Source organism: Streptomyces sp. NPDC058401, from assembly GCF_042722885.1.
GTDB lineage: Bacteria > Actinomycetota > Actinomycetes > Streptomycetales > Streptomycetaceae > Streptomyces.
The window spans coordinates 1-21587 of record NZ_JBHXKA010000137.1; the positions used below are offsets into that span (position 1 = coordinate 1).

At 72.1% G+C, this 21587-nt stretch carries 13 protein-coding genes and 2 pseudogenes; 6 read left to right on the forward strand and 9 right to left on the reverse strand.

Translation table 11 applies throughout. The annotated features are described in order from the left end of the window. Positions 1 to 131: 131 nt before the first annotated feature. Positions 132 to 3515 (reverse strand): S8 family serine peptidase, encoded by a 3384-nt coding sequence (locus ACFWNV_RS33225; protein WP_383954261.1) that lies wholly within the window; start codon positions 3513 to 3515, stop codon positions 132 to 134. Positions 3516 to 3892: 377 nt separating this feature from the next. Between ACFWNV_RS33225 and ACFWNV_RS33230 the strand changes: the two genes are divergently transcribed. Beyond that, positions 3893 to 7843, forward strand: coding sequence for a DNA-binding protein (locus tag ACFWNV_RS33230; RefSeq protein WP_383954263.1), 3951 nt, complete (start codon positions 3893 to 3895; stop codon positions 7841 to 7843). Here ACFWNV_RS33230 and ACFWNV_RS33235 read toward each other — a convergent pair. Further along, entirely contained in the window at positions 7825 to 8541 is a 717-nt protein-coding gene (locus ACFWNV_RS33235; protein WP_383954265.1) for a TetR/AcrR family transcriptional regulator, read from the reverse strand. The genes ACFWNV_RS33230 and ACFWNV_RS33235 overlap by 19 nt on opposite strands. A gap of 118 nt (positions 8542 to 8659) precedes the next feature. On the opposite strand from ACFWNV_RS33235, the gene ACFWNV_RS33240 reads away from it, so the two are divergent. Then, entirely contained in the window at positions 8660 to 9901 is a 1242-nt protein-coding gene (locus tag ACFWNV_RS33240; RefSeq protein WP_383954267.1) for a saccharopine dehydrogenase C-terminal domain-containing protein, read from the forward strand. 106 nt (positions 9902 to 10007) lie between these two features. On the opposite strand, the gene ACFWNV_RS33245 is transcribed toward ACFWNV_RS33240, so the two are convergent. Further along, positions 10008 to 10517 carry a discoidin domain-containing protein gene (locus tag ACFWNV_RS33245; RefSeq protein WP_383954283.1) on the reverse strand — a complete coding sequence of 170 codons (510 nt, stop codon included), beginning with the start codon at positions 10515 to 10517 and terminating at the stop codon, positions 10008 to 10010. Further along, positions 10491 to 12959 (reverse strand): annotated as a pseudogene (locus ACFWNV_RS33250) (discoidin domain-containing protein); the annotation flags it as partial. The gene ACFWNV_RS33245 and the pseudogene ACFWNV_RS33250, both read right to left, overlap by 27 nt. 278 nt (positions 12960 to 13237) lie before the next feature. Here ACFWNV_RS33250 and ACFWNV_RS33255 point away from each other — a divergent pair. Both ACFWNV_RS33255 and ACFWNV_RS33260 read left to right on the forward strand, forming a co-directional pair. Then, positions 13238 to 14242, forward strand: coding sequence for an ArsR/SmtB family transcription factor (locus tag ACFWNV_RS33255; RefSeq protein WP_383954269.1), 1005 nt, complete (start codon positions 13238 to 13240; stop codon positions 14240 to 14242). 234 nt (positions 14243 to 14476) lie between these two features. Further along, positions 14477 to 15082, forward strand: a complete 606-nt coding sequence (locus ACFWNV_RS33260; protein WP_383954271.1) for a hypothetical protein — start codon at positions 14477 to 14479, stop codon at positions 15080 to 15082. A gap of 50 nt (positions 15083 to 15132) precedes the next feature. Here ACFWNV_RS33260 and ACFWNV_RS33265 read toward each other — a convergent pair whose 3' ends face one another. The 4 genes and pseudogenes from ACFWNV_RS33265 to ACFWNV_RS33280 form a co-directional block, all read right to left on the reverse strand. Beyond that, a complete protein-coding gene (locus tag ACFWNV_RS33265) occupies positions 15133 to 15531 on the reverse strand; it encodes a YdeI/OmpD-associated family protein (protein WP_383954273.1) in 399 nt (132 codons plus the stop codon). A gap of 129 nt (positions 15532 to 15660) precedes the next feature. Next, positions 15661 to 16074, reverse strand: coding sequence for a VOC family protein (locus ACFWNV_RS33270; RefSeq protein ID WP_383954275.1), 414 nt, complete (start codon positions 16072 to 16074; stop codon positions 15661 to 15663). 188 nt (positions 16075 to 16262) lie between these two features. Then, positions 16263 to 16409 (reverse strand): annotated as a pseudogene (locus ACFWNV_RS33275) (aldo/keto reductase); the annotation flags it as partial. Positions 16410 to 16479: 70 nt separating this feature from the next. Continuing rightward, positions 16480 to 17724: a hypothetical protein gene (locus tag ACFWNV_RS33280; protein WP_383954277.1), complete on the reverse strand. Its 1245-nt coding sequence runs from the start codon at positions 17722 to 17724 to the stop codon at positions 16480 to 16482. Between the two features lie 199 nt (positions 17725 to 17923). On the opposite strand from ACFWNV_RS33280, the gene ACFWNV_RS33285 reads away from it, so the two are divergent. Further along, positions 17924 to 20815: a BTAD domain-containing putative transcriptional regulator gene (locus tag ACFWNV_RS33285; RefSeq protein WP_383954285.1), complete on the forward strand. Its 2892-nt coding sequence runs from the start codon at positions 17924 to 17926 to the stop codon at positions 20813 to 20815. A 4-nt stretch (positions 20816 to 20819) separates the two neighbouring features. Here the strand turns inward: ACFWNV_RS33285 and ACFWNV_RS33290 are convergent, their stop codons facing one another. Continuing rightward, positions 20820 to 21161: a HopJ type III effector protein gene (locus tag ACFWNV_RS33290; RefSeq protein WP_383954279.1), complete on the reverse strand. Its 342-nt coding sequence runs from the start codon at positions 21159 to 21161 to the stop codon at positions 20820 to 20822. Between the two features lie 239 nt (positions 21162 to 21400). Between ACFWNV_RS33290 and ACFWNV_RS33295 the strand changes: the two genes are divergently transcribed. Beyond that, the gene (locus ACFWNV_RS33295; protein WP_383954281.1) at positions 21401 to 21562 is read left to right on the forward strand and encodes an FDLD family class I lanthipeptide; all 162 of its coding nucleotides are present in this window, start codon (positions 21401 to 21403) and stop codon (positions 21560 to 21562) included. The last annotated feature ends 25 nt before the right edge of the window (positions 21563 to 21587 follow it).

The following is a 21587-nucleotide window of genomic DNA, read 5'->3' on the forward strand; positions in this document are numbered from 1 at the left end:
GGATCCTCTCCGACCGCGCCGTCGCACGCCGGGACGCGATACCGAGACGGGCCCGCCCGCCCCGCACACGCTCCCGACGCCGCGGGGCGGGGCGGGGCGGGGTGGAGCGGTCCGGGTTCAAAGAAGGGAGATCACTTGCCCAGGTAGGCGTTGATGACCGTGACCTCGGATACGTTGCCCTGCTTGTCGGTGACCTGGGCCCGGAAGGAGATCCCCTTGTCCTTCGCGGGGTTGCGGACGGAGAACGCGCCGTCGGTGACGGTGACGCGCTTCCAGGTCGTGCCGCCGTCCTCGCTCACGGAGACCGTCAGCGTCTTGAGGTTCTTCCCGGAGGCCGAGCCCTGCACGGTCACGGGGATCCGCGTGGTCTTGCCCGCCGGGGCGCGGGAGGCGATGTCGAGCGGGGCGCGGAAGCGCACCGTGGAGACCGGGAGCGCGGTGTGGGCGGCGACCTGGCGGGAGCGGAAGGTGAAGCTCGTGTCGATGCGGGTGGAGACGGCGGAGACGTTCCGGTCCCGCTCGACGGAGGTGGTCAGCCGGTACTGGGCGTCGGCGCCGTCGACCGTGAAGGGCTCCCAGCCGCTCAGCGGGTCCTCGTTCCCGGCGACCTTGACACCGTTGCGGTACAGGGTGGTGACGGTCTTGGTGAGCGCCGAGGAGCCCGCGTGGCCGGCGCCGTCGCTGAACAGGGGCACCGCGCCGGTGATGGTCTGCTTGCCCGTCTCCGGGTCGGGCGCGCTGCGGAACACACCCACGCCCTTGCCCAGGACCGGTCCGAAGACCCCGGTGTTGAAGGTCTCGCGGTAGGTGGAGCCCGCCGCGTAGCGCTTCGGCTGCAGGGAGGCCTGATCGGCCTCGACGCGCTGGTCACCGTCCGCGTTCGGGGCGCCGAGCTGCCAGAACCCGCTGCGCCAGGTCGCACCGTCGAGGGCGGAGAGGAAGAGCGTACGGGTGCTCCGGGCGGGCTGGACGGCCCCGAAGAAGTCGCCCTGGGACATGCCGGGCAGGGTGGGGGCGGCGTAGGCGTAGCCGGACTTGCCGGGGGCCGACGCGCCCATCTCCACGGAGAGCTTCGCCAGCTGGTTCGCCTTCACGTGCCGGGTGTAGCCGGTCGCGAGACGCTTCGTCGGGCCGCCGAGGGCGACGTTGTACTGGGTGGCCGGGTCCTTGATGAAGGTGGCCAGCCAGCTCTGCGTGAGCGAGCCGTCGGTCACGGCCGGCCCCATGTGGGCGGAGCGGAACCCGGTGTACCCCTTGGGCAGGACCCAGCCGTTGCCGAGGTGGCCGTCTCCGACCGTCTGCTGGTAGTACGGCAGGGCGAAGTCGGCCGTGGCCAGACCGGGAACGGTGATGTCCACCGGCTTCGCGGTGCGCGCGTCGACCGTGACCTTGGTGGTGCCGGCGACCTCCAGCCGGGGCTGGACCAGCCAGTCGACGCCCTTGGTGAGGTCCGAGCCGTCCTGGTACACGGCGCCGTGCAGGGCGTAGGTGCCCTTGGGCAGGCGCAGGGTGCGGGTGCCGGTCTCGTTGCTGATGCCCTCCCAGATACCGTCGGCGGCGCCGCCGATTCCGAACAGGGAGTGGGAGAACTCGCGGGCGGGGCGGCCGTCGCGGTCGACCGTCGTGACGGTGACGTCGTACGCCTCGGCCTCACGGACGGCCGCCGCGCCGGTGCGCACGGTCTGGCCGCCGCCGGTGGCGGTGACGTAGGCGGAGAAGTTTCCGTCGACGGTGCCGAGCCGGGTGTCGGCGGTCAGGGCGACCTCGGCCCGGCCACCCGCGGGCACGGTCACCTTGTTGGCGCCGAGTGCGAAGAACCCTGCCGGGGCGGGCTTGCCGTGGGAGTCGGTGCCGGTCACCGTGAGGTCGAGGGTGACGGCGGTCTTGCCGAGGTTGCGGTAAGCGATCTTCTTGGTGAGCGGCTTGTCGTCGGCGTGCGGCCACTGGGCCGTGCCGAGGGACACCGACGCCTGCTCGGTGATCACCGTCTGGGTGAGGGCCTTGTCCGCCTGCACGCGGCCGGTGCCCTGCTGCTGGACGCCGGTCCCGCCGTCCTTGGCGGACGCGGTCAGCGCGCCCTTGAGCTCGGTCCCGGTCCAGCCGGGGTTCTTCTGCTTCAGCAGCGCCGCCGCTCCGGCCACGTGCGGGGTGGCCATGGAGGTGCCGTTGAGCTTCAGGTATCCCGGGGTGGGGTGCTGGGCCGCGGGGTCGGTGTCGAGCTTGCTGCCCGGTGCGGCCGCCGCGGTGATGCCGACGCCGGGCGCGGTGAGGTCGGGCTTGACGGCGCCGTCGCCGACGCGCGGGCCCCTGCTGGAGAAGTCCGCGAGGACGTCCTTGGAGTCGACGGCGCCGACGGTCAGGGCGGCGTCGGCGCTGCCGGGCGAGCCGACCGTGGACTCGCCGGGGCCGTCGTTGCCCGCGGCGATGGCGAACAGGACGCCCTTCTCCGCCGACAGCCGGTCGACGGCGGCCTCGACCGGGTCGACGCCCGGGAAGTCCCGGCTTCCGAGGCTGAGGTTGACGATGTGCGCGCCCTCGGCGACGGCCCACTCCATGCCGGCGATGACCGCGGAGTCGCTGCCGTAGCCCTGGTCGTCGAGCACCTTGCCGCTGATCACCTTGGCGCCGGGCGCGACGCCCTTGAGGACTCCGCCGGACGCGGCCCCGGTCCCGGCCGCGATGGAGGCCACGTGCGTGCCGTGGCCGACGCGGTCCACCGTGTCGGGGGAGTCGGAGAAGTTCTTCTCCCCGACGACCTGGGTCTTCAGGTCCGCGTGGGTCTTGTCGACGCCGGTGTCCAGGACGGCGATCTTCACGCCCGTACCGTCGAACCCGGCCTGCCAGGCCCGGTCGGCGCCGATCTGCTTCGTGCTCTTGTCCAGGCTCGCCTTGCGCACGCCGTCCAGCCAGACCTTGCCGATACCGGCGTCGGCGGCCCGCAGACCGCGCGCCGTGGGCGTCGTCAGGGCCTCCCAGACCTTGGTGGCGTCAGCGGGCGAGGCCACGACGGCTTCCGCGTTGACGGTCGGGAGGTCGTGCTTCGCCCCGTTGCCGCTGGCGGACCGCAGTTCCGTGCGTGCCGCCGGGGCGGCGCCCTCGTACTGGACGATCAGGCCGAGTCCGCCGCGGTGCAGTGTGCGCAGGGTCGGGTCGGCCAGCGTGGTGACGTCGAAGAGGCGCCGGTCCAGCTTGCCGGAGGCCAGCAGGGCCCGGGCGTCGGCCGGCAGGACCAGCGTGTGGCCGTCGACGCGTTCGATCTCTGCCGGTACCCGCTCACGGCCCTTGCCGGGCTCGAAGCGCAGGACGGCGCCGCTGCCGTTCACGGTCACCCGGTCGCCGGTGATCAGTGTGACGGTCACGGGGGTGTCCGCGGCGGCGGCCGGGGCGCTCGGTGCCGGGGAGGCGGCGGAAGCCGCCCCTGCGGGGCCGGCCAGACCGGTGCTGAGGGCGACGACGGCGGTGGCGAGGGCGAGGGCCCCTGCGGCGCGTCGAGGCGTGTGTGTCCGTATGAACAACTCTGCTCCTGTGGAAGGCGGGCACGGAGGCCGGAGCCTTGGTGCCCGCCCCGTCGTGTGGCGCACGTGGCGTACGAGGGGTGTGTGACGTACGCGGTGTGTGCGATGGGTGCGGGGTGTTGTGGTGACGCCGGTCGCAGGGGCCCGGTCCGACCCGGGCCCCGCCTGCCCCCAGGGGGAGAAGCAGGGGTGGGCGGGGCGGGCCGTCCGGGCCGCTCGGCGACCGGGTACGGCAGCAGTCCACCGCCTCGCGGATTGTTCAGCAGCCTCGATCCGGGCGGCTGAACAATTGTTTTCCTGGCCGAAGAAGCCCTTGTGGCTGCCGGTTCCCCCTGCTTACGGTGGAAACGATCTTGATCCCTGGGGAGGGGAGCAGCATGGGCACTGGTGCGGGAAGGCCGGAGAAGGCACTCGATCCACAGGCCGGCCCGTCCGCCCGGTTCGCCGGTGAACTGCGCGCCCTGCGCCGCGCGGCCGGCTCCGTCCCCTACCGGGACATGTCCGCACGGGCCGGCTATTCGGTGACGGCGCTCTCCCAGGCCGCCGCCGGAAACCGGCTCCCGAGCCTGCCCGTGACCCTGGCCTACGCCGAGGCCTGCGGCGCCGCCCGGACGGAATGGGAACGGCGATGGCGCGAGGCCGAAGCCGAGGCACGGGCGCAGGCCGAGGCCGAAGCCATGTCCTCGCGCGCACTGGCCGCCGAGGGCGGCGACACCCCGCCCTACCGGGGCCTGACCCGCTTCGAACCCGAGGACGAGCCGGTGTTCTTCGGCCGGGAGCAACTGACCGACCAACTGGCGGCCCTGGTCGCCGAACACCGCTTCGCCGTCGTCCTCGGCCCCTCCGGCAGCGGCAAGTCATCCCTGCTGCGGGCCGGCCTCATCCCGCGGCTGCGCCGCTGCGCACCGCCCCTGCCGCCCGCCGCGGCCCTGCGCGTCCTCACCCCCGGCGAACACCCGATGCGGACCCACGCCGCGGTGCTCGCCCCGGCCGCCGGAGCAGGCGAGACCTGGCTGATCGTCGACCAGTTCGAGGAGCTCTTCACCCTCTGCACCGACCCCGACGAACGCCGGGAGTTCCTGGAGGGCCTCCTCGCCGCCCGCCACCCCGGGAGCCGGATCCGCGTGGTGCTCGGCGTGCGCGCCGACTTCTACGCGAACTTCCTTGCCCACCCCGCCCTGGCCGAGGCAGCCCGGGCCGCGACCCTCCCCGTGGGCCCGCTGACCCCCGACGAGATGCGCGGCGCGATCGTCCGCCCCGCGGCCGCGGCCGGCCTCACCGTCGAACGCGCCCTCACGGCCCGGCTCGTGGAAGAGGTCACCCGCGAACCCGGCAGCCTGCCCCTGCTCTCCCACGCCCTGCTGGAGACCTGGCGGCGCCGCCGCGGGCGCACGCTCACCCTCGCCGGACACGAGGCGGCCGGCGGCCTGCGCGGAGCCCTCGCCCAGACCGCCGAGGAGGTGTACGAGGCGCTCGGGCCCGACCGCGCCCCCGTCGCGCGCCGCCTCCTGCTGAACCTGATCACCCCCGGCGACGGAGCCCCCGACACCCGGCGGCCCGTACCCCGCGACACCCTGGTGCCCCCGGACTCGCCGGAGGCCGCCGAGGCGGCGGCCGTGCTGGACCGGCTGGCCCGGGCCCGGCTCGTCACCCTGGACCGGGACGTCGTGGACCTGGCCCACGAGGCCCTGATCACCGCGTGGCCGCGGCTGCGCGGCTGGATCGACACCGACCGCGAACGGCTGCGACGCCACCGCCGGCTGACCCAGGCCACCCAGAACTGGCTGACCCGCCGGCGCGACACCGGGGCGCTCCTGCGCGGAGGGGAACTGGCCGAGGCCGAGGCCACGTTCGCCGACGGCGCGGGCCGCTCCGCCGAACTGGACCCGGCGGAGCAGGAGTTCCTGCGTGCGGGCCTCGCCTCCCGCTCCCGTACCCGGCGGATCCGGCGCGGCGTGACCTCCGTCGTCGGCCTCCTCCTCGTCCTCCTCACGGTGGCGAGCACGACGGCCTGGCAGCAGGGCCGCGACAACGTCCGCCAGCGGGTCGACGCCGAGGTCCGGCGGGCCCAGGGCGAGGAACGGTCCGCCGGCCAACTGGCAGCCGTGGCCCAGGGCCTGCGGAGCTCCGACCCCGCGCTGGCGATGCGGCTGAGCGTGGCCGCCTGGCGGATCGCCGAGACCGCCGAAACCCGGTCGGCGCTGCTGGCGGCGTCCGCCCAGGCCGAATCCGACGCCTACGACGTGCCGGACGAGGCCGGCCCCTGGAACTCCCACCCGGCCCTCCCGGTCCGCCTGAGCGCGGACGGCCGGACCGCGGTCACCGTCGACGTGGACTCCGCACGCGCCTGGGACGTCAAGAAGAGAACGGCGCTCGGACCGGAGCTTCCCCTCGACCCGTACTCCCTGTTCCGCGGGATCTCCCCGGACGGCCGCACCGCCCTGGTACAAGGCCTCCGGGAGAAGACGGAGTCCGGATCCGACGACGGGGTGCGCCGACTGGACCTGACGTCCGGGAAGCCACTGGACGCCGCGCCCCGGCCGGCCGGCGCCTCCACCACCTGGACGGACGCCGAACAGATCGTCGCCGACCTGGACATGGACGGTGCCACCGGCCGGCTCTCGCTCCGTGACGCGCGGGACGGCCGCACGCTGCTGGAGGTGCCGACCGGGCGGCATCCGATGTGGGCACTGAGCCCGGACGGACGCCACCTGGCCCTGTGCGCCAGGGGAGGGGACGCGGCGAGCTCCTTCGAACGGGCCGACGTGCCCCTGCGGGTCTGGGACGTGGCCCGGGGCACGGAGCTGCCCGCCGCCCGGCCCGGCGCCTGCGCCGTGGACTCGTTCCGGTTCACCGGCGACGGCGCCGTCCTCCTGGCCCGGGAGCCGGGCGGCCTGAGCCTGTGGGACCCGGTCACCGGCCGGGAACCGGCCCGGATCGACCAACCCGGCCTGACCGAGGCGACCACCAGCCCCGACGGCCGGTTCGCCGCGGCCGTCGACGGCCGGGAGATCCTGATGTGGCGGCTCGCCGCGCCCGAACGGCCGGTCTTCCGGTACTCCCTCGCCAACGGGGCCGCCTCCCAGCTCAGGATCGATCCGCAGGACGGCGTCATCCGGTACCTGACCGAACGCCGCATCGGGGACACCGTGGTGCGCGCGGTCTCCTACGGACCGGCCACGACACCGGACTGGAACCCCGAGCCGGCATCGACGGGCACCTTCAGCGCGGACGCCACGACCCTCGCGGTCGACCGCAGGCAGGGCGCCAGTACCTGGGTCGAGGCGTACGCCGTCGCCGACGGCCGGCGCACCGCCCGCACCCCGCCGGCCGACTGCCCGAAAGCCGCACCGGAATCCGGCGAGCCCCCCACCGGACACGACTGCCGCGTCCTCCTGGCGCTCACCCCCGACGGGCGGACCCTCGCCCACGCCCGCACCGACGCCGCCGAAGGCGGGGAAGGCCCACGGGACACCGGGACGGGCTCCCAGGAGCCCGCCCTGTGGGACGTCACGGCAAACCAGGCCCGCCCGCTCCCCGCGGACCCCGAGCCGCCGTTCGCCGCCCGGATGCCCCTCACGGGAATGGCCGTCTCAGCCGACGGCCGTTCCCTGCTCACCACGCGCGCGGGCGTCGACGCCCTGGACGTCCGGGACCTGGCGAGCGGCGCCCGGACCCGGCCCCAGGACCTCACGAAGGACCGGATGTCCTCCGCGGCCAGCCGGGGGAGCGACCGGTCCGCCCCGGTCGCGGTCCGCCCCGACGGCCGCCTCCTCGCGAGCTCCGCGCACACCTTCGACATCACCACCGGCCGCCGCACCGAACGGGGCCCCGTCACGGAACAGGGCGGGGTGATCGCCTACAGCCCCGACGGCACGCGCCTGGCCGTCGGCGACACGACGGGCGGGGTCACCCTGTGGGACGGGGAGGCCGAGCGGCGCCTGGCCACCCTCCCGCCCGGCGTCGACGCGGTCGGACTCGACGCGATCGGCCGGGACCCCGGCAAGGCCGTCACCGCCCTGGCGTTCTCCCCGGACGGCCGGACCCTGGCCGTGGCGGGCGCCTCGGGCACGCTCCGGCTCTGGGACGTCGACTCGGGCCGGCCGCTGGGATCACCCCTGCCGACCCCCGGCGACGGGATCGTCGCCCTCGCCTTCTCCTCCGACGGCCGCACCCTGCACAGCGCGGGCGAACACAGCACCGTGCGCACCCACCAGGTGGCTCCGGCCAGGCTCGCGGAGTCCGTCTGCACCCGCGCCGGCACCGGACTCTCCCGGTCCGACTGGCACACCTACCTCCCGGACCTCCCCTACCGGAAGACCTGCTGAGCGGCGGCCAGTTCACGCGCGGCGCTCTCCAGCAGCATGTCCAGCGCGACCGGATAGGCACTGTGCGGCATCCGGGCCGCGAGGAGCCCGGCGGTGGCGGCGATGTTCGGGTACGTCGCGGCCGGCAGGCGGGCGTACGTCGACTCCCACCGCTCCTCGTCGGACTCCCGGGCCTGCTCCGCCAGCGCCAGCGATCCCGCGTCGAGCGCCGCGAAGGCCAGGCACTGGTCGATGTAGGCGTGGTAGATGCGGACGGCCGCCTCGTCCGCGAACCCGGCACCGCGCAGGCTGCCGAGGATGGCCTCGTCGGCCGCGATCTCCCGAGGCCGCCCGGTCACCCGGCTCGTGGTCAGCAGGGCGGCCTGCGGATGGGCGAGGTAGGCACCGTAGATGCGCAGGCCCAGGGAGCGCAGGTCCTCGCGCCAGCCCCCGGCCGGGACCCAGCCGGCGAGGGCCCGGCCGATGAGCTCCTCACCGATGGCCAGGGTGAGCCCGTCCATGCCGTCGAAGTAGCGGTAGAGGGTGCTGGGGTCCGCTCCCAGGGCGGCCCCGAGCCGCCGGGCGGTCAGGCCCGCGCTTCCGTGCTCCCGCACCATCCGCAGCGCCGTCTCCACGATCAGCTGCTCGGAGAGCACCGTGCCCTGCCGGGTGGGACGCCGACGGCGGCGGGCCTCCTCCGGAACCACGTTCTTCGGCATCGCAGACTCGCCTCCCGGACCCTTCGGTGCCCTTATGCCAACGGCATTGACCTTAACTCGCGGCAGGCGGTTCCATCAGCCCCCTGGGGCACACGCCCCACCGAGAGAGGACCTCGTCATGCGTGTTCTGCTTGTGGGTGCCGGCGGCGTCGGGAGCGCCATCGCCAAGATCGCCGCCCGCCGCGGCTTCTTCGACCGTTTCGTCGTCGCCGACTACGACCTGGCCCGCGCCGAGGCAGCGGTCGCCGCCCTCGGCGCGGCGGAGCAGCGCTTCGGCGCGTGCCGCGCCGACGCCTCCGACGAGGAGGGGATCGCCCGGCTGCTCACCGAGCAGCGGTGCGACGTCCTGATGAACGCCACCGACCCGCGGTTCGTGATGCCGCTGTTCAACGCCGCCCTGGCGGCCGGCGCCCACTACGTGGACATGGCCATGTCCCTGTCCCGCCCGCACCCCGCGGATCCGTACGGCACGTGCGGGGTGAAGCTCGGCGACGAGCAGTTCGAACGGGCCGCCGAATGGGAGAAGTCCGGCCGCCTCGCGCTCGTCGGCATGGGTGTCGAGCCCGGTCTCTCCGACGTCTTCGCCCGCTACGCCGCCGATGAACTCTTCGACGACATCGAGGAGATCGGCATCCGGGACGGGGCCGATCTGACCGTCGAGGGCTACGACTTCGCCCCGTCCTTCAACATCTGGACCACGATCGAGGAGTGCCTGAACCCTCCGGTGGTGTACGAGCGAGAGCGCGGCTGGTTCACCACCGAACCGTTCAGCGAGCCGGAGGTCTTCGACTTCCCCGAGGGCATCGGCCCCGTCGAGTGCGTCAACGTGGAGCACGAGGAGGTCCTCCTCGTCCCGCGCTGGGTCGGAGCCCGCCGCGTCACCTTCAAGTACGGCCTCGGCGACGATTTCATCGGCAAGCTCAAGACCCTCCACGCACTCGGCCTGGACTCCACCGAGCCCGTCACCGTCCGAGACGAGGACGGCAACCCGGTCCGCGTCTCCCCGCGCGACGTGGTCGCCGCCTGCCTGCCCGACCCGGCGGCCCTCGGCGACCGGATGACCGGCCGGACCTGCGCCGGGACCTGGGTCAAGGGCACCCGGAACGGCCTGCCCCGCGAGGTGTACCTCTACCACGTGGTCGACAACCGGTGGTCGATGCGCGAGTACGGCTCCCAGGCCGTGGTCTGGCAGACCGCCGTCAATCCGGTGGTGGCCCTGGAGCTGCTCGCCGCCGGGATCTGGACCGGATCCGGGGTCCTCGGCCCCGAGGCCCTGCCGCCCCGCCCCTTCCTCGACCTGCTCACCGCGTACGGATCCCCCTGGGGGATCCGGGAAGAGACCCCGGCCCCGAACCACTGACGCCCCCGACCTCCCCCGGCTCCGACCGGGGGCGGCCCTCCCACACCCGGACGACCGGCCCGGTGGGAGCCCGGGCCGGTCGTCGGTGTGCGGTGGTACGGACGCGCTAGGAGGCGTAGGCCTCCAGTTCCGACAGCTGGCCCGCCGGCCAGCCGCTGTTGCCGGTGAAGGTCAGGCGCAGGTGGCGGACGCCGGACGCGGGAAGCGTGACGGTCACCGCGTTGGATCCCTCGGTGAAGGTGTAGGCGGCGGAAGCCTTGAGGGTCGACCAGGCCGCATTGTCGGTGGAACCGAGCACGGCGAGGGTCTGGACGCGCGTGCCCCAGGAGGCGGGGAGCTTGAGCACCAGCCTGCCGACGGTCCGGGTGGCACCGAGGTCGACGGTGACCGACTGGGGGAAGGCGTTGTTGTTGCTCTCCCAGTAGCTGCCGGAGTTCCCGTCGGTGACGTTGGCGGCCACGTAGCCCTGGGTGTGGGTCGTGTCGGTCGCGCTCTTGCCCTGCGCGAGGTTGGAGCCGGCCGGCGGGGTGGTCGGCGCCGGGGTGGTCGGAGCGGGAGTGGTCGGCGGTGTCGTCGGGGTGCCGTCGGACGCCGCGTAGACCTCGAACTCAGAGATCTGGCCGGCCGCCCAGCCGGTGTTGCCGGTGACGTTCAGCCGCACGTACCGGGCGTCTGCCGCGTCGAAGCTGAGCGTCGCGGAGTTGCCGGAGGCGGGGTTGAAGGTGACCCCGGCGCCGGAACGCAGCGTGGACCAGGCGGAGTTGTCGGTGGAGCCGAGCACCGAGAGGGTCTCGGTCCGCGTGGCCCAGTCGGCGGAGGGCGGGAGCTTGAGGGTGACCTTGCCGATCCGCCTGGTGTCGCCGAGATCCACCGTCAGGGTCTGCGGGAAGGCGTTCCCGTTGCTCTCCCAGTAGGTGGAGGCGTTCCCGTCGACGGCGTTCGCCGCCGTGTACGACTGCACGGCCGAAGTGGCGGTGGCGGGCCTGCCCTGGGCGAGGTTGCCGTTCGGCGGGGTGGTCGGAGGCGTCGTGGGCGGGGTCGTCGGCGGCGTGGTGGGCGGGGTCGTAGGGGGAGTGGTGGGAGGCGTGGTGGGAGGTGTGGTCGGATTGCCGGGAACACCGCCGTTGGTCCATACCGGCGCGGGCCACACGCCGGTGCAGGTCTGCCCGGTGTTCCAGCCGGAGTTGCTGCCGCCATCGGTGATCTGGAGTCCGGCGCCGATGCAGTTGTGGATCGGGGTGGCCGACTGGGCGATGTTCTTGGCGGTGACGTGGGTGAACTTCGCGGAGAGGTTGGACTGCGCCTGGATGGCGTAGGTCCCGGCCCCGTCGATGTTGACGTTGATGAACTCGACTCCGCTGATCGGCCCTTCGATCGAGTGGATCGCCGCGTACGAGGAGTCCAGGATGTCCGTGTCGGAGATCTTGATGCTGGCGCCCTGCACACCCTCGTTCAGGCCGGAGAACCAGATCGCGCCGACCCCGAAGTTCCAGTTGAAGTCGCTGTTCCCGGTGCGGATGAGGGTGTTGCGCGCGGCGGTGATCGTACCGGCCACCGCGGTGCCCTTCCCGGAATTGACCCCCGGGTAGCGGTTGGCGATGTGCAGGCCGCCGCCGTTGCTGATGGTGTCGGACATGACGTTGTCCGAGATGGTGAAGTCCTTGCCGCCGTAGGTGACGATGTTGTTGGCGAGGATCGGCAGGACGACCGTGTTGTGGTCGAAGCTGATGTTGGTGTTCGGCTTGTCCTGCGGCCAGGAGGCCAGGCCGTCGTCACCCGCGTTGCGCACGAACGTGTTGGTGACACGGGAATTCGTGACACCCGTGTGGAAATTCACGCCGTCTGCCGTCATGTCGAGGAAGCGGCTGTTCTGGATGGTGAACCGGTCCATCGGACCGTCCATCCAGGCGGCGACCTTCACGTGCTGGATCCAGAGGTTGTCCACCGTGGAGTTGGACATCGCCCCGCCCAGGGCGTTGACCTGGTCGTCGTCGATCCGCTCGCGGACGTCGCCGATGATCGCGAAGTCCTTCAGGGTGACGTTCTTGCTCGGTCCGTTGGCCTCGTGCGACCGGACCGGCCCCGTGTAGCCGCCGCCGGGGACGTACTTTCCGTAGAAGCCGGCGGCGCGGTTGCGGTTCACCGGGTCGCGTCCGCCGAAGACGGAGTACCAGGGGCCCGCGCCCTGCACCGTGACCCCGTCGACGACGACGTGGTCGTAGAGGGTGTAGCTGCCCGGCGGAACGTAGACCGTCTTGCCCTGGGCCTGTCCCGCGTCCACGGCGGCCTGCATGCGGGCCGTGGAATCGGTGGCACCGGTCGGGTCCGCGCCGAAGTCGGCGACGGCGTCGAGCGCCCCGGCCGGCTTGCCGGTGGCCGGGGCGACCTGCTCGAAGTCGGCGAGGTCGATGGTGAAGGTGGGCGACTGCGCGGTCGAGGTCACCTGGACGCGGATCTTGGTTCCGGCCGGGTAGGTGGTGCCCAGCAGGGTGCGCGACTCGTCGTAGAAGTGGTGCGGGTTCGTGTCGCCCGGGTTGTTGTTGAAGGGATAACCGCCGTAGTACCAGCTGTACGTGGAGCTGACGGGCAGGGTCTTCACCGACTGCCCGTCGGCCCGTACGTCCAGCGTCGCGTCGCGCCCCTTCCCGTCGCCGGTGTCCGGGAGGCTGTAGCGCAGAGACATCGCGTTGGCGGGTTTGGTCAGGGTGAACTCGACGTACTGGCCCACGGAGTTCAGCGTCACCGCCTGCCGGCCGGACGCCTCCGAGGGGAGGTTCCCGTAGAGCCGGTCGGGGCCGATGAACGTGCCGTTGGTGGCCGCGTACTCGGCCTCCAGCTCGGTGAACGGCACGCTCGCACCCCGCCCGGCTATGCCGATCGGCGAAGGTGCGGGCACCCCGGCGGCGTGCGCCGCGGGGGCGGCCCCGAAGGTCAGGGCGGTCAGGGCGGCGGTCCCGGTGAGGGAGAGGGCCAGGAAGGCGGCGCTGGCCCGCCGCCTGAGGGAGCGGACTTGCTCGGGCGTCGGGGGATGGCTCTGCGGGGGCTGGGGCACGGGCACGCACGTCCTTGCGGCTCGATCGGCGGAGAGCGGAAGTGGCTCAACCCGGGACGCTACGACTCCACATGGAGGAAGTCTATGATCCTGCGCAAAAAACGAACGCGAGATCGCAATAAACGTGAGGGCGGTGGAGGGCTGTGGAGGCGCTCATCCCGCAATCCGCTACCGGAAGTTGCGAACCTTGGCTGAAACAGGTCCTGGACGGAGCCGAGGGCAGGGGCACAGACTGCGGTCGGCGATCAAGTGGCGCCAGAGCGGACAGCCATGGGAGATGCTCGGTGCTGCGCATTCACTTCACCGCCGACGATCTCGCTCGGACCCGCGTGGCCGCGACGATCGGGGCGGCCGCGGAAACGATGTACAGCCTGCGGCTGCTGCGCGACTGCGCCTCCGCGGCCCTCCCGTTCCGCCCCTGGCAGGAGGCGGTGCGCGGGCGACTGGGCGCGCGGGCCCGCCCGTTCACGAGCCTGCTGGCCGTGGACGGCCCGGACATCGACCTGACCGTGCTGATGGGTGACACGCCGTCCCTCGAGGAGGGAATCGACAACCTGCTTCGAGCATCATCCGCCGGCATGCGGGCCGAGCTCGAGCACATCGCCTTCCACCCCTCACAGTTGTCGTGGGCCCGGAACCTGGCGGCGGGAGACCTCGGAGCCCGCAGGGATTTCGCCGCGGGGCTCACCGCCTGCAACGAGGCGCTCGTCGCTCCCTACTGGAACAGGACGAGATCCCATGTGGAGGCCGTACGGGCGGCCTTCGCACGGACGCTGCTCGACGGCGGGATCGAACGCCTGCTGGAGGGAATGTGCGTCCCGCTGGTGCGGTGGCGGGCGCCGGTGCTGGAGGTGCGCTACCACCGGCACGTCGAGGTCCACCTCCGGGGGCGCGGTCTCGTCATCGCGCCGACGGTCTTCCTGTGGCGGGACCCCGCACTGTTGTGGGACTCGCAGGACGAGACCTCGGCGCCCACGCTCGCCATTCCCACCATCGGCGACGCGCAGGTGGGTGCCGCCTTGTGGGGTGCGGAGCAGGCAGCCGACCCGTCATTGCGCGCCCTGCTGGGGCGCACGCGTGCCGCCGCACTGCAAGTGGCCACCGAAGGGTGCAGCACCACCGAGCTGGCGCGGCGCCTGAACGTGTCGATCGCAGCGGCGAGCGAGCATGCGACGGTGCTGCGCAACGCCCATCTGATCACCACGAGCCGGCGCGGCAAATCCGTGGTGCACACCGTCACCCCACTGGGCGCCGAACTCCTGGGAAGCCCACAGACCGAGCACGGGTGACCAGTCCCGGAACGGGCCGGACCCCTCCCGCTGCGGCTCCGGCGGTGGCGTGATCATCACGTTGTTCGGCCGATGGCGGTCTCGTCAAGTGCGGTGTGCGGCGGTGGCGGTGCGTCGGGGGGTTTGGCCGCGCAACGCAGTGGAAGAGTCGACTGCGAGGTGGGCGACCGACGGTTCCCCTTCAGACGGGGGACCGCTGCCCCCGCCACCGCGACGTGAACGGGAGCCCCCTCGATGCGCATCTACGCCCAGACCCCAGCGCGTAGGAACCGCCAGCTGCTCGCCGATCTGCTCGCCGTGCTCCTGATGGCCGCAGCGGTGGTGTTCGCCCTCGTCGTCCACAAAACGATCATGCTGCTGGCCGTGCCCGGGCGGAAGGTCGAGAGCTCGGGCGACAGCCTGGCCACCGAACTCGGCAACGCCGGCAACGCGGCTTCGAAGGTGCCGCTCGTCGGTGACCTGCTGAAGACCCCGCTGCAGTCCGCGGCCGACGCGAGCACCGGATTCGCCGATGCCGGACAGTCGCTCCAGGACACCGTCAGCCAGGTCGCCACCCTCACCACCACGGCCCTCATCATCGTCCCCGTAGCCTTCGTGCTCCTGCTGTGGCTCCCGGCGCGGCTGCGCTGGATCCGCCGCAGTGCCGCCACGCGGCGCCTCTTCGAGGCCCCGGGAGGAGCCGACCTGCTCGCGCTGCGCGCCCTGACGGGCCCGCTCGGCGACCTCGCCGCGCTGCCCGCCCCTCCCGGTGGCCTCGCCGATGCCTGGCGCCGCGGCGACGAGCCCGTCATCGAGGATCTTGCGAAGATCGCCCTGCGGCGGGCGGGCCTACGGGCCTGAAGCGCGGAACCCCGGAGCCCGCCGCGGGCAGAGATCTCCCGGGGCGGTGGTCAGCCCCGCAGGGTGGCGATGGCCTTCTCGATGCGCCGTTGGCGCGTCTCGGGCTTCTTCGCGCTTTCGATGGCGCGCACGTGCTCGCGCTTGCGGCTGTGCGTGAGGGTGTCGTAGACGGCGCGGGCGGCCGGATCGTCGTCCAGGGCCTGGGCGAAGTCCGCGGGCTCGACGACCACGCGCGGCTCGGTGTCGAGTTCCAGCTCGACCTCGATCTCCTCGCCGATCTCGACCTCCGCGGCGTGCCGGTTGGCATGGCTGAGGCCGATCAGGTGGCGCCCGCGCAGGAAGGCGACCCGGCTCTTCCAGGAATGCTCGTTGATGGTGATCGTCACCGGCGGCCGCGAGCCCTCGCCGAGCGCTGCCACCACCTCGGGCGGCACTTCCAGCCCCCGCATCGGTTCAGGTGGTTCAACGATGGACCGAAACTTCAAGATCTTCTCCCGTTCGTTCTGCCGTTCACCGCGGATCCCGCCCGCCCCACTCCGATGACCGCTGCCGCACCGCTGTGAGACGGTGGGGCGCGTCTACTCCGCGTAGGGCTGGTCGGTTCCCTGGGAGCTGTACCCGAGACTCCAGATGTAGCCCTCCGGGTCGGCGAAGGTGCCGCCGTACCCGCCCCACGGCAGAGCGCCGGCGGGCTTGAGGACCTTGGCGCCGGCCTTCTGGGCCTCCGCCATGAGCTCGTCGACCCGTGCCTCGCTGCGGACGACGTAGGTCAGAACCAGTCCGCTGAACCCGCTGCCCTCCTGGTCCGTACCGACCTGGCCGGCGAGGCCCTCGCGGCTGTAGAAGCCGACGGGCGAGGCGCCGTCCGATGCGAAGAACACCGAGATGCCGAAGTCGCTCTGGATCGTCCACCCGAGCCCCTCGGTATAGAACTGCTTGGCCCGGTCCATGTCCCGGACGCCAAGAAGGATGGAGCTGACGTGCGCCTTCATGCCCTGCTCCTTGCATGGTCGATGTCTGCGTGCCGGGCATCCGGCCCCGGTGCCGCGTGAGGGGTGATGCCCGTGAGGATCAGGCTAGAGGCGTTCCGTGAACCGCGCTTCTCGATTCCTGATCGATGTGGACACACCCCGTACGTCCTCGGGCGTGCGGGGACACGGAGACAGATCAGGAGGCCTTGTGCCTGGTCGAGATGGGCGCGCTGAGCGGGGGTCAGTTCCAGCTCGACGGCGTCCAGGGCCTCGTCGAGCTGGGCGACCGTCGAGGCGCCGACGACGGGCAGGACGGGCAGATCGCCACCGAGCAGCCGGGCGAGGACGACCTGATTCGCCGGGCCGATACGGGTGAACGGCGAGGGGCCGCCCCGTCGGTGACGGAGCGGCCCCTGCGTGCAGGCACTAGTTCTTGATGACGCCCTGCGTCGCGTAGCCGTCGCCGTTCCAGTCGCCGGCCACGGGGGTGTCGCCGGTGTCGCCGTAGGCAACCGAGGTGATGGTGCCGTCGGTGTGGCGGAAGTAGAAGGTGTGGTTCTCGGGGATGTAGACGCCGATGTTGGTGCGTCCGTTGTGGTCCCAGTCGCCGGCGATGGGAATGCTGTTGGCGTTGCCGAGGGTGATGGTGGTGTCCGCGGCGCCGGCGCTGAGGCTGTTGCGGAGGTAGAAGGTGCTGGTGTCGGGGTTGTAGAGGCCGACGGTCTCGGTCCCGTTTCCGTCCCAGTCACCGGAGATGGGGGCCCAGTTGCCGCCGTTGCCGAAGGCGAAGGAGGTGACGGCGCCGTCCTCGTGACGCAGGTAGAACGTGCCGGTCTCCGGCATGTAGACACCGATCTGGTCGGTGCCGCCGTCCCAGCGCCCCAGGACGGGCTTGTTGCCCGGGTTGCCGAACGTCAGCGTCGACTGCGCGGCACTGCCGGAGTTGGTCAGGTAGAACTTCGACGTGGTCGGGTCGTACGTGCTCTGGGTGTCGGTTCCGTTGCCGTCGAAGTCACCCACGATCGGGACCATCGGGGTGTCGCCGTAGCCGAAGACCGTCCGGGTGGCGCCGCTGGACGTGGCCGAGTCCGACAGGTACCACTTCAGCGTCTTGGGAACGCTCGGAGCGGGGGTCTGGTCATCGGTCACGTTCTTGTAGCGGTAGGGGAGGAAACCGTTGCTGGTGATGTAAGCCCGTGAATAGGTGCTGTAGTTCGCGGGCGTGCCGGTCCGGTTCTCCTGCACGATCTTCGCCGTGGAGTGGCTGCTGTCGGTCCAGCCGACGAACAGGACCACATGGGAGTTGATGTTGTTGAGGATGTCGCCGGGCTTCAGATCGTCAATGCTGCCCAGCCGGTTCGAGTACTGGGGGAGCGTCCAGGTCGTCGCCGACTCGCCGAGGTGCCACGCCATGGAGACGAACCCCGAGCAGTCCTGCCGGTAGGTGCCGTTGGAGTCGGTGTGGGCGACCGCCTGGCTGTACATGACCTGCTGGTCGACCCAGCTCTGGGCGCGGGCGAGTATCTCGGACCGGGCGATGGCGCCGCCGGTCTGGGAAACACCGACCGCCTGAGCGGACACGGTCGTCAACGCCACGCCACTGACGGCACCGGAGAGGGCAATGGCGGCTGCCAGGGCGATACGGGTGAGCTTCGAGGCCTTGCCGGACATGAGGATTCTCCTGGAGCGAAGGTGAGGTAACGAGCCTCAGCGGGCGCTGCGGCTCATCGAGGGCCGGTCCGCGGTGTGCGCCCGGCCCCAGGACTCGTACCTTGCCGACCTGCCGCAACGAGTCGCTAACATGGCGCTAACAGTGGTGCCGGGGGGCGGAACTGGCCTGATCCCCATATGCGTTCGGGGGTTGGCGACGGTGGCGGTGCGCTTCGGGATCCTCGGAGATCTGACGCTGGACGTGCACGGAGAGCGGCGGCGGATACCCGGGCCGAAAGCCGGCGTCCTGCTCGCCTCCCTGCTGCTCCGCCCGGGCGCGCCCCTGTCCGTGGACCGCCTCATGGACAGCGTCTGGGGCGACAGGCCCCCGCGGACCGCGCTCGCCTCGCTCCACAACCACTTCGCGCGTCTTCGGTCGGCCCTGGGGGCGGAGCGAGAGCGCCTGCGGGCCGTCCCAAGCGGGTACGCGCTCGACGTCCGGCCCGGCGAACTCGACGCCGAAGCGTTCGAGACCCGGCTGAGGCGGGCCCAGGACGCCCAACAGGCGCTCGACTGGGACACGGTGGAGGCCGAGATCACCTCCGCGCTCGCCCTCTGGCGCGGTCGGCCCGTCCCCGAATTCCCCTCGCTCCAGGACTCCCCGGAGATCGCGCACCTCGCCGAACGTCGCCTACAGGCAGTCGAGTTGCGCTTCGAATCCGCTCTCCACGCCGGCCGCCACCACACGGTCACCGCCGAACTCACCCGCTGGGCAGCCGATCATCCCCTGCACGAGCCGTTCCACCGCCAGCTGATGACGGCCCTGCACCGGGCCGAGCGCACCGCCGATGCCGTCGCCGCGTACCACGCCCTGCGCCGTACCCTCGCCGACGAACTCGGCATAGACCCCGCCCCCACCACGCAGCAGTTGTTCCGCCTGCTGCTCACCCCGGGTGGCCCCCCGGCCGCCCCGGCGCCGCAGGATCCGGACCCGGCAGCCCGCCACCCCCACCCACATGCAGACCCCCACCCGGCGAACTCCGAGAACCCCGACGGCTCGCCCCCGCACGCTGGACCCGCCCGCCCCGCGCACGCACCGTTCCAAATCCCGCGTGACATAGCGGACTTCACCGGCCGGGCGGCCGAGCTCGCGGCCCTGTGCGAGCGGCTGCTGAGCAGTGCGACCGACTGCCTGCCCCCGGTCGTCGTCATCTCGGGCATGGGCGGTGTCGGGAAGACCACGCTCGCCCTCCACGCCGCGCACGCCGCCCACGCCGCGTTCCCCGACGGCCAGCTCTACGCCGACCTACGGGGCTTCGGCTCCGGCACCCCCCGTACCGCGCACGATCTCCTCGCCCGCTTCCTCACCGACCTCGGGGTCCCCGCCCCGTCGGTGCCGGAGGACACCGACGACCGGGCCGCCCTCTACCGGGCCACCCTCGCCGAGCGCCGCGTCCTCGTCGTCCTGGACAACGCCGGCAGCGCCGAACAGGTCGCCCCGCTCCTCATCGGCACCGGCCCCGGCGCCGCGCTCGTCACCAGCCGTCACGGGCTGACCGCCCTGACCGCGGCCACCCACATCACGTTGCAGCCCCTCGCGGCCGACGAGCAGCAGCAACTGCTGGCCGCCATCTGCGGCCCCGAACGCCTCGCCGCCGAACAGGCGGCCACCGAGGCCATCCTCAGGGCCTGCGCCGGACTGCCGCTCGCCCTGCGGATCGTCGGAGCGCGCCTGGCCCGCGGCGGAAGGACGCTCCCCGGCACCGCCGACCACCTGCGCCGGACGGGAGACAGGCTCTCCGCGCTCACCCTCGGCCACCTGGGCGTCAGGGACGTCTTCCTGATGAGCTACCAGGCCCTGAGCAGCAGCCCCTGCCCGACGGAGCGCGACGCGGCAGCGGCCTTCCGCCGCCTGGGCCTGTGGCCCGATCACCCCTTCTCCGCCGAGGCGGCCTCCGCCCTCCTCGGCCGCCCGGTGCAGCGGACCTTCGACCTGCTCGACGTGCTGGTCGATGCCCACCTCCTGCAGAACCCCGCACCGGGCGCCTACCGGTTCCACGACCTCCTCGGTGACTTCGCCGCCGAGCGCGTCGATCAGGAGGAAGGCGATGAGGAGCGGGAGGCCGGCCTGCTACGGATGCTCACGTGGTACGAGGCGGCGACGCGCGAGGCCGACCTGGCCACCGGGACCAGAGAACACCACGACGCCGCAACGCAACCCCATGCTCCGCTGCCCGAGTTCGCCGACGGGGACCAGGCAGTGGCCTGGATCACTGCCGAGATGCCGGCCATCCACCACGCCGTCCACATCGCCGCCGGCATCCGGCCCGAGCTGAGCTGGCGCATCGCCGACGCACTCTTCGGCTGGACGCTCGCCAACCTGTGGGCCACCCAGAGATGGCAGCATCCGGTCCACGAGGCGCTCGCCGCCGCCGAACGGGCGGGTGACCTCCAGGGCCGGGCCCGGATGGAGAACTTTCTCGGTGTGGCACACGGAGCCAACCAGCACGGCGAGATCAGCCTCTCCCACCTCGCGGCGGCCGCCGCCCTGTACGAGCAGATCGGCGACACCCGACGCCAGGCGGCATCCCTGGCGAACTACAGCCAGGTCTGTGTCCAGACCGGCCGGATGCACGAAGGCCTGACAGAGATACGGCGCGCGATCGACCTGCACGCGGACATCGGGCCTCCGCCGATCTGGTTCCTGCACAGCCTCGGCCACCTGCTCCTGGACTCGGGCGACGCGGCGGGCGCCGAACCGGTCTTCCGCCGGTCCCTGGAGGTCTGGCGCAGCGAGGGCGAGAGCCTGGTCGTGGCCATCGGCCTCGTCAGCCTCGGTGACTCGCTGCGTGCTCTCGACCGCCGCGACGAGGCCTTCGCCTGCCTCGAGGAGTCCCTCATGCTGTCCCGGGAGCTCGACGACGAGTTCCAGATCGCGGACGCCCTCGAAGCCCTGGCCCGCGCCCACCTCCACTTCGGCGACCGCGACCAGGCCCGCACCAACTGGTGCGAGGCCCTGGCCATCGCCGAGAAGCGCCGGATCGGCCGGGTGATCGACGACTGCCTCAAGGGACTCGACTCCCTGGGCGCCGGCCTACCCGCCGTCAGCTGAGTGGTCAGCTCAAGCGGGCCAACGGCTGCCCGGCGAAGCTCACCCCTGCCAGACCATGGGCGATGAGATTGCGAATGTTGGCGTGATCAGTGCCGTTCGGCGTCGCCAGCACGCCGCGATAGTGCTCCCCGAACGCCAGCAGCGCCTCTTCGTCGCTCAGCCCTTCCAGCAGGGCCAGTCCCAGCGTCTTGCAGGAACCCGCGTTCTCGCCCTCGGCGTTCTCCACTTCCCCGTTGCGGAAAGCCTGCGGCTGATACGCGTAGTGCTCGGCGACGAAGGCCAGGGTGGCGGCGAACTCGTGCTCGCCCGACGCAAGGCTTGCCCGCAGCGAGTTCAGATCAGTCATGTTGGTTCCCCAGGGTTGAACAGACGGTCCGATCGCCGTCCGTGACCGGACGACACTACCCCCTCACCGCCACCCGGCAAGATTCGCGCCACACCCTGGACCGGGCAGCATCTCCGCAGGTCACGATGGCCGACTGGATGATCCACCATGGCCCCGGGTGAGCGGGGTTCAAGATTCCTTCGAGTTGCGGCTGCCAGATTGCCGGTCAGACCCACCCCGTCCGACAAAAGGAGAATTCCATGCCCACGCTCGCCCCCGAACGCGATGCCGAGCTCGCCGATCCGCAGACCGAGGACCTCTTCGACCTCGACGTGCGGATCGAAGTGGACACCACGCGGCCCGAGGCCGGCTTCACCAGCATCAGTTGCAGCTCCTGCTTCCAGAGCATGTGTTACTGCTGAGGTAGTCGGCCGGCGGCCCCCGGGC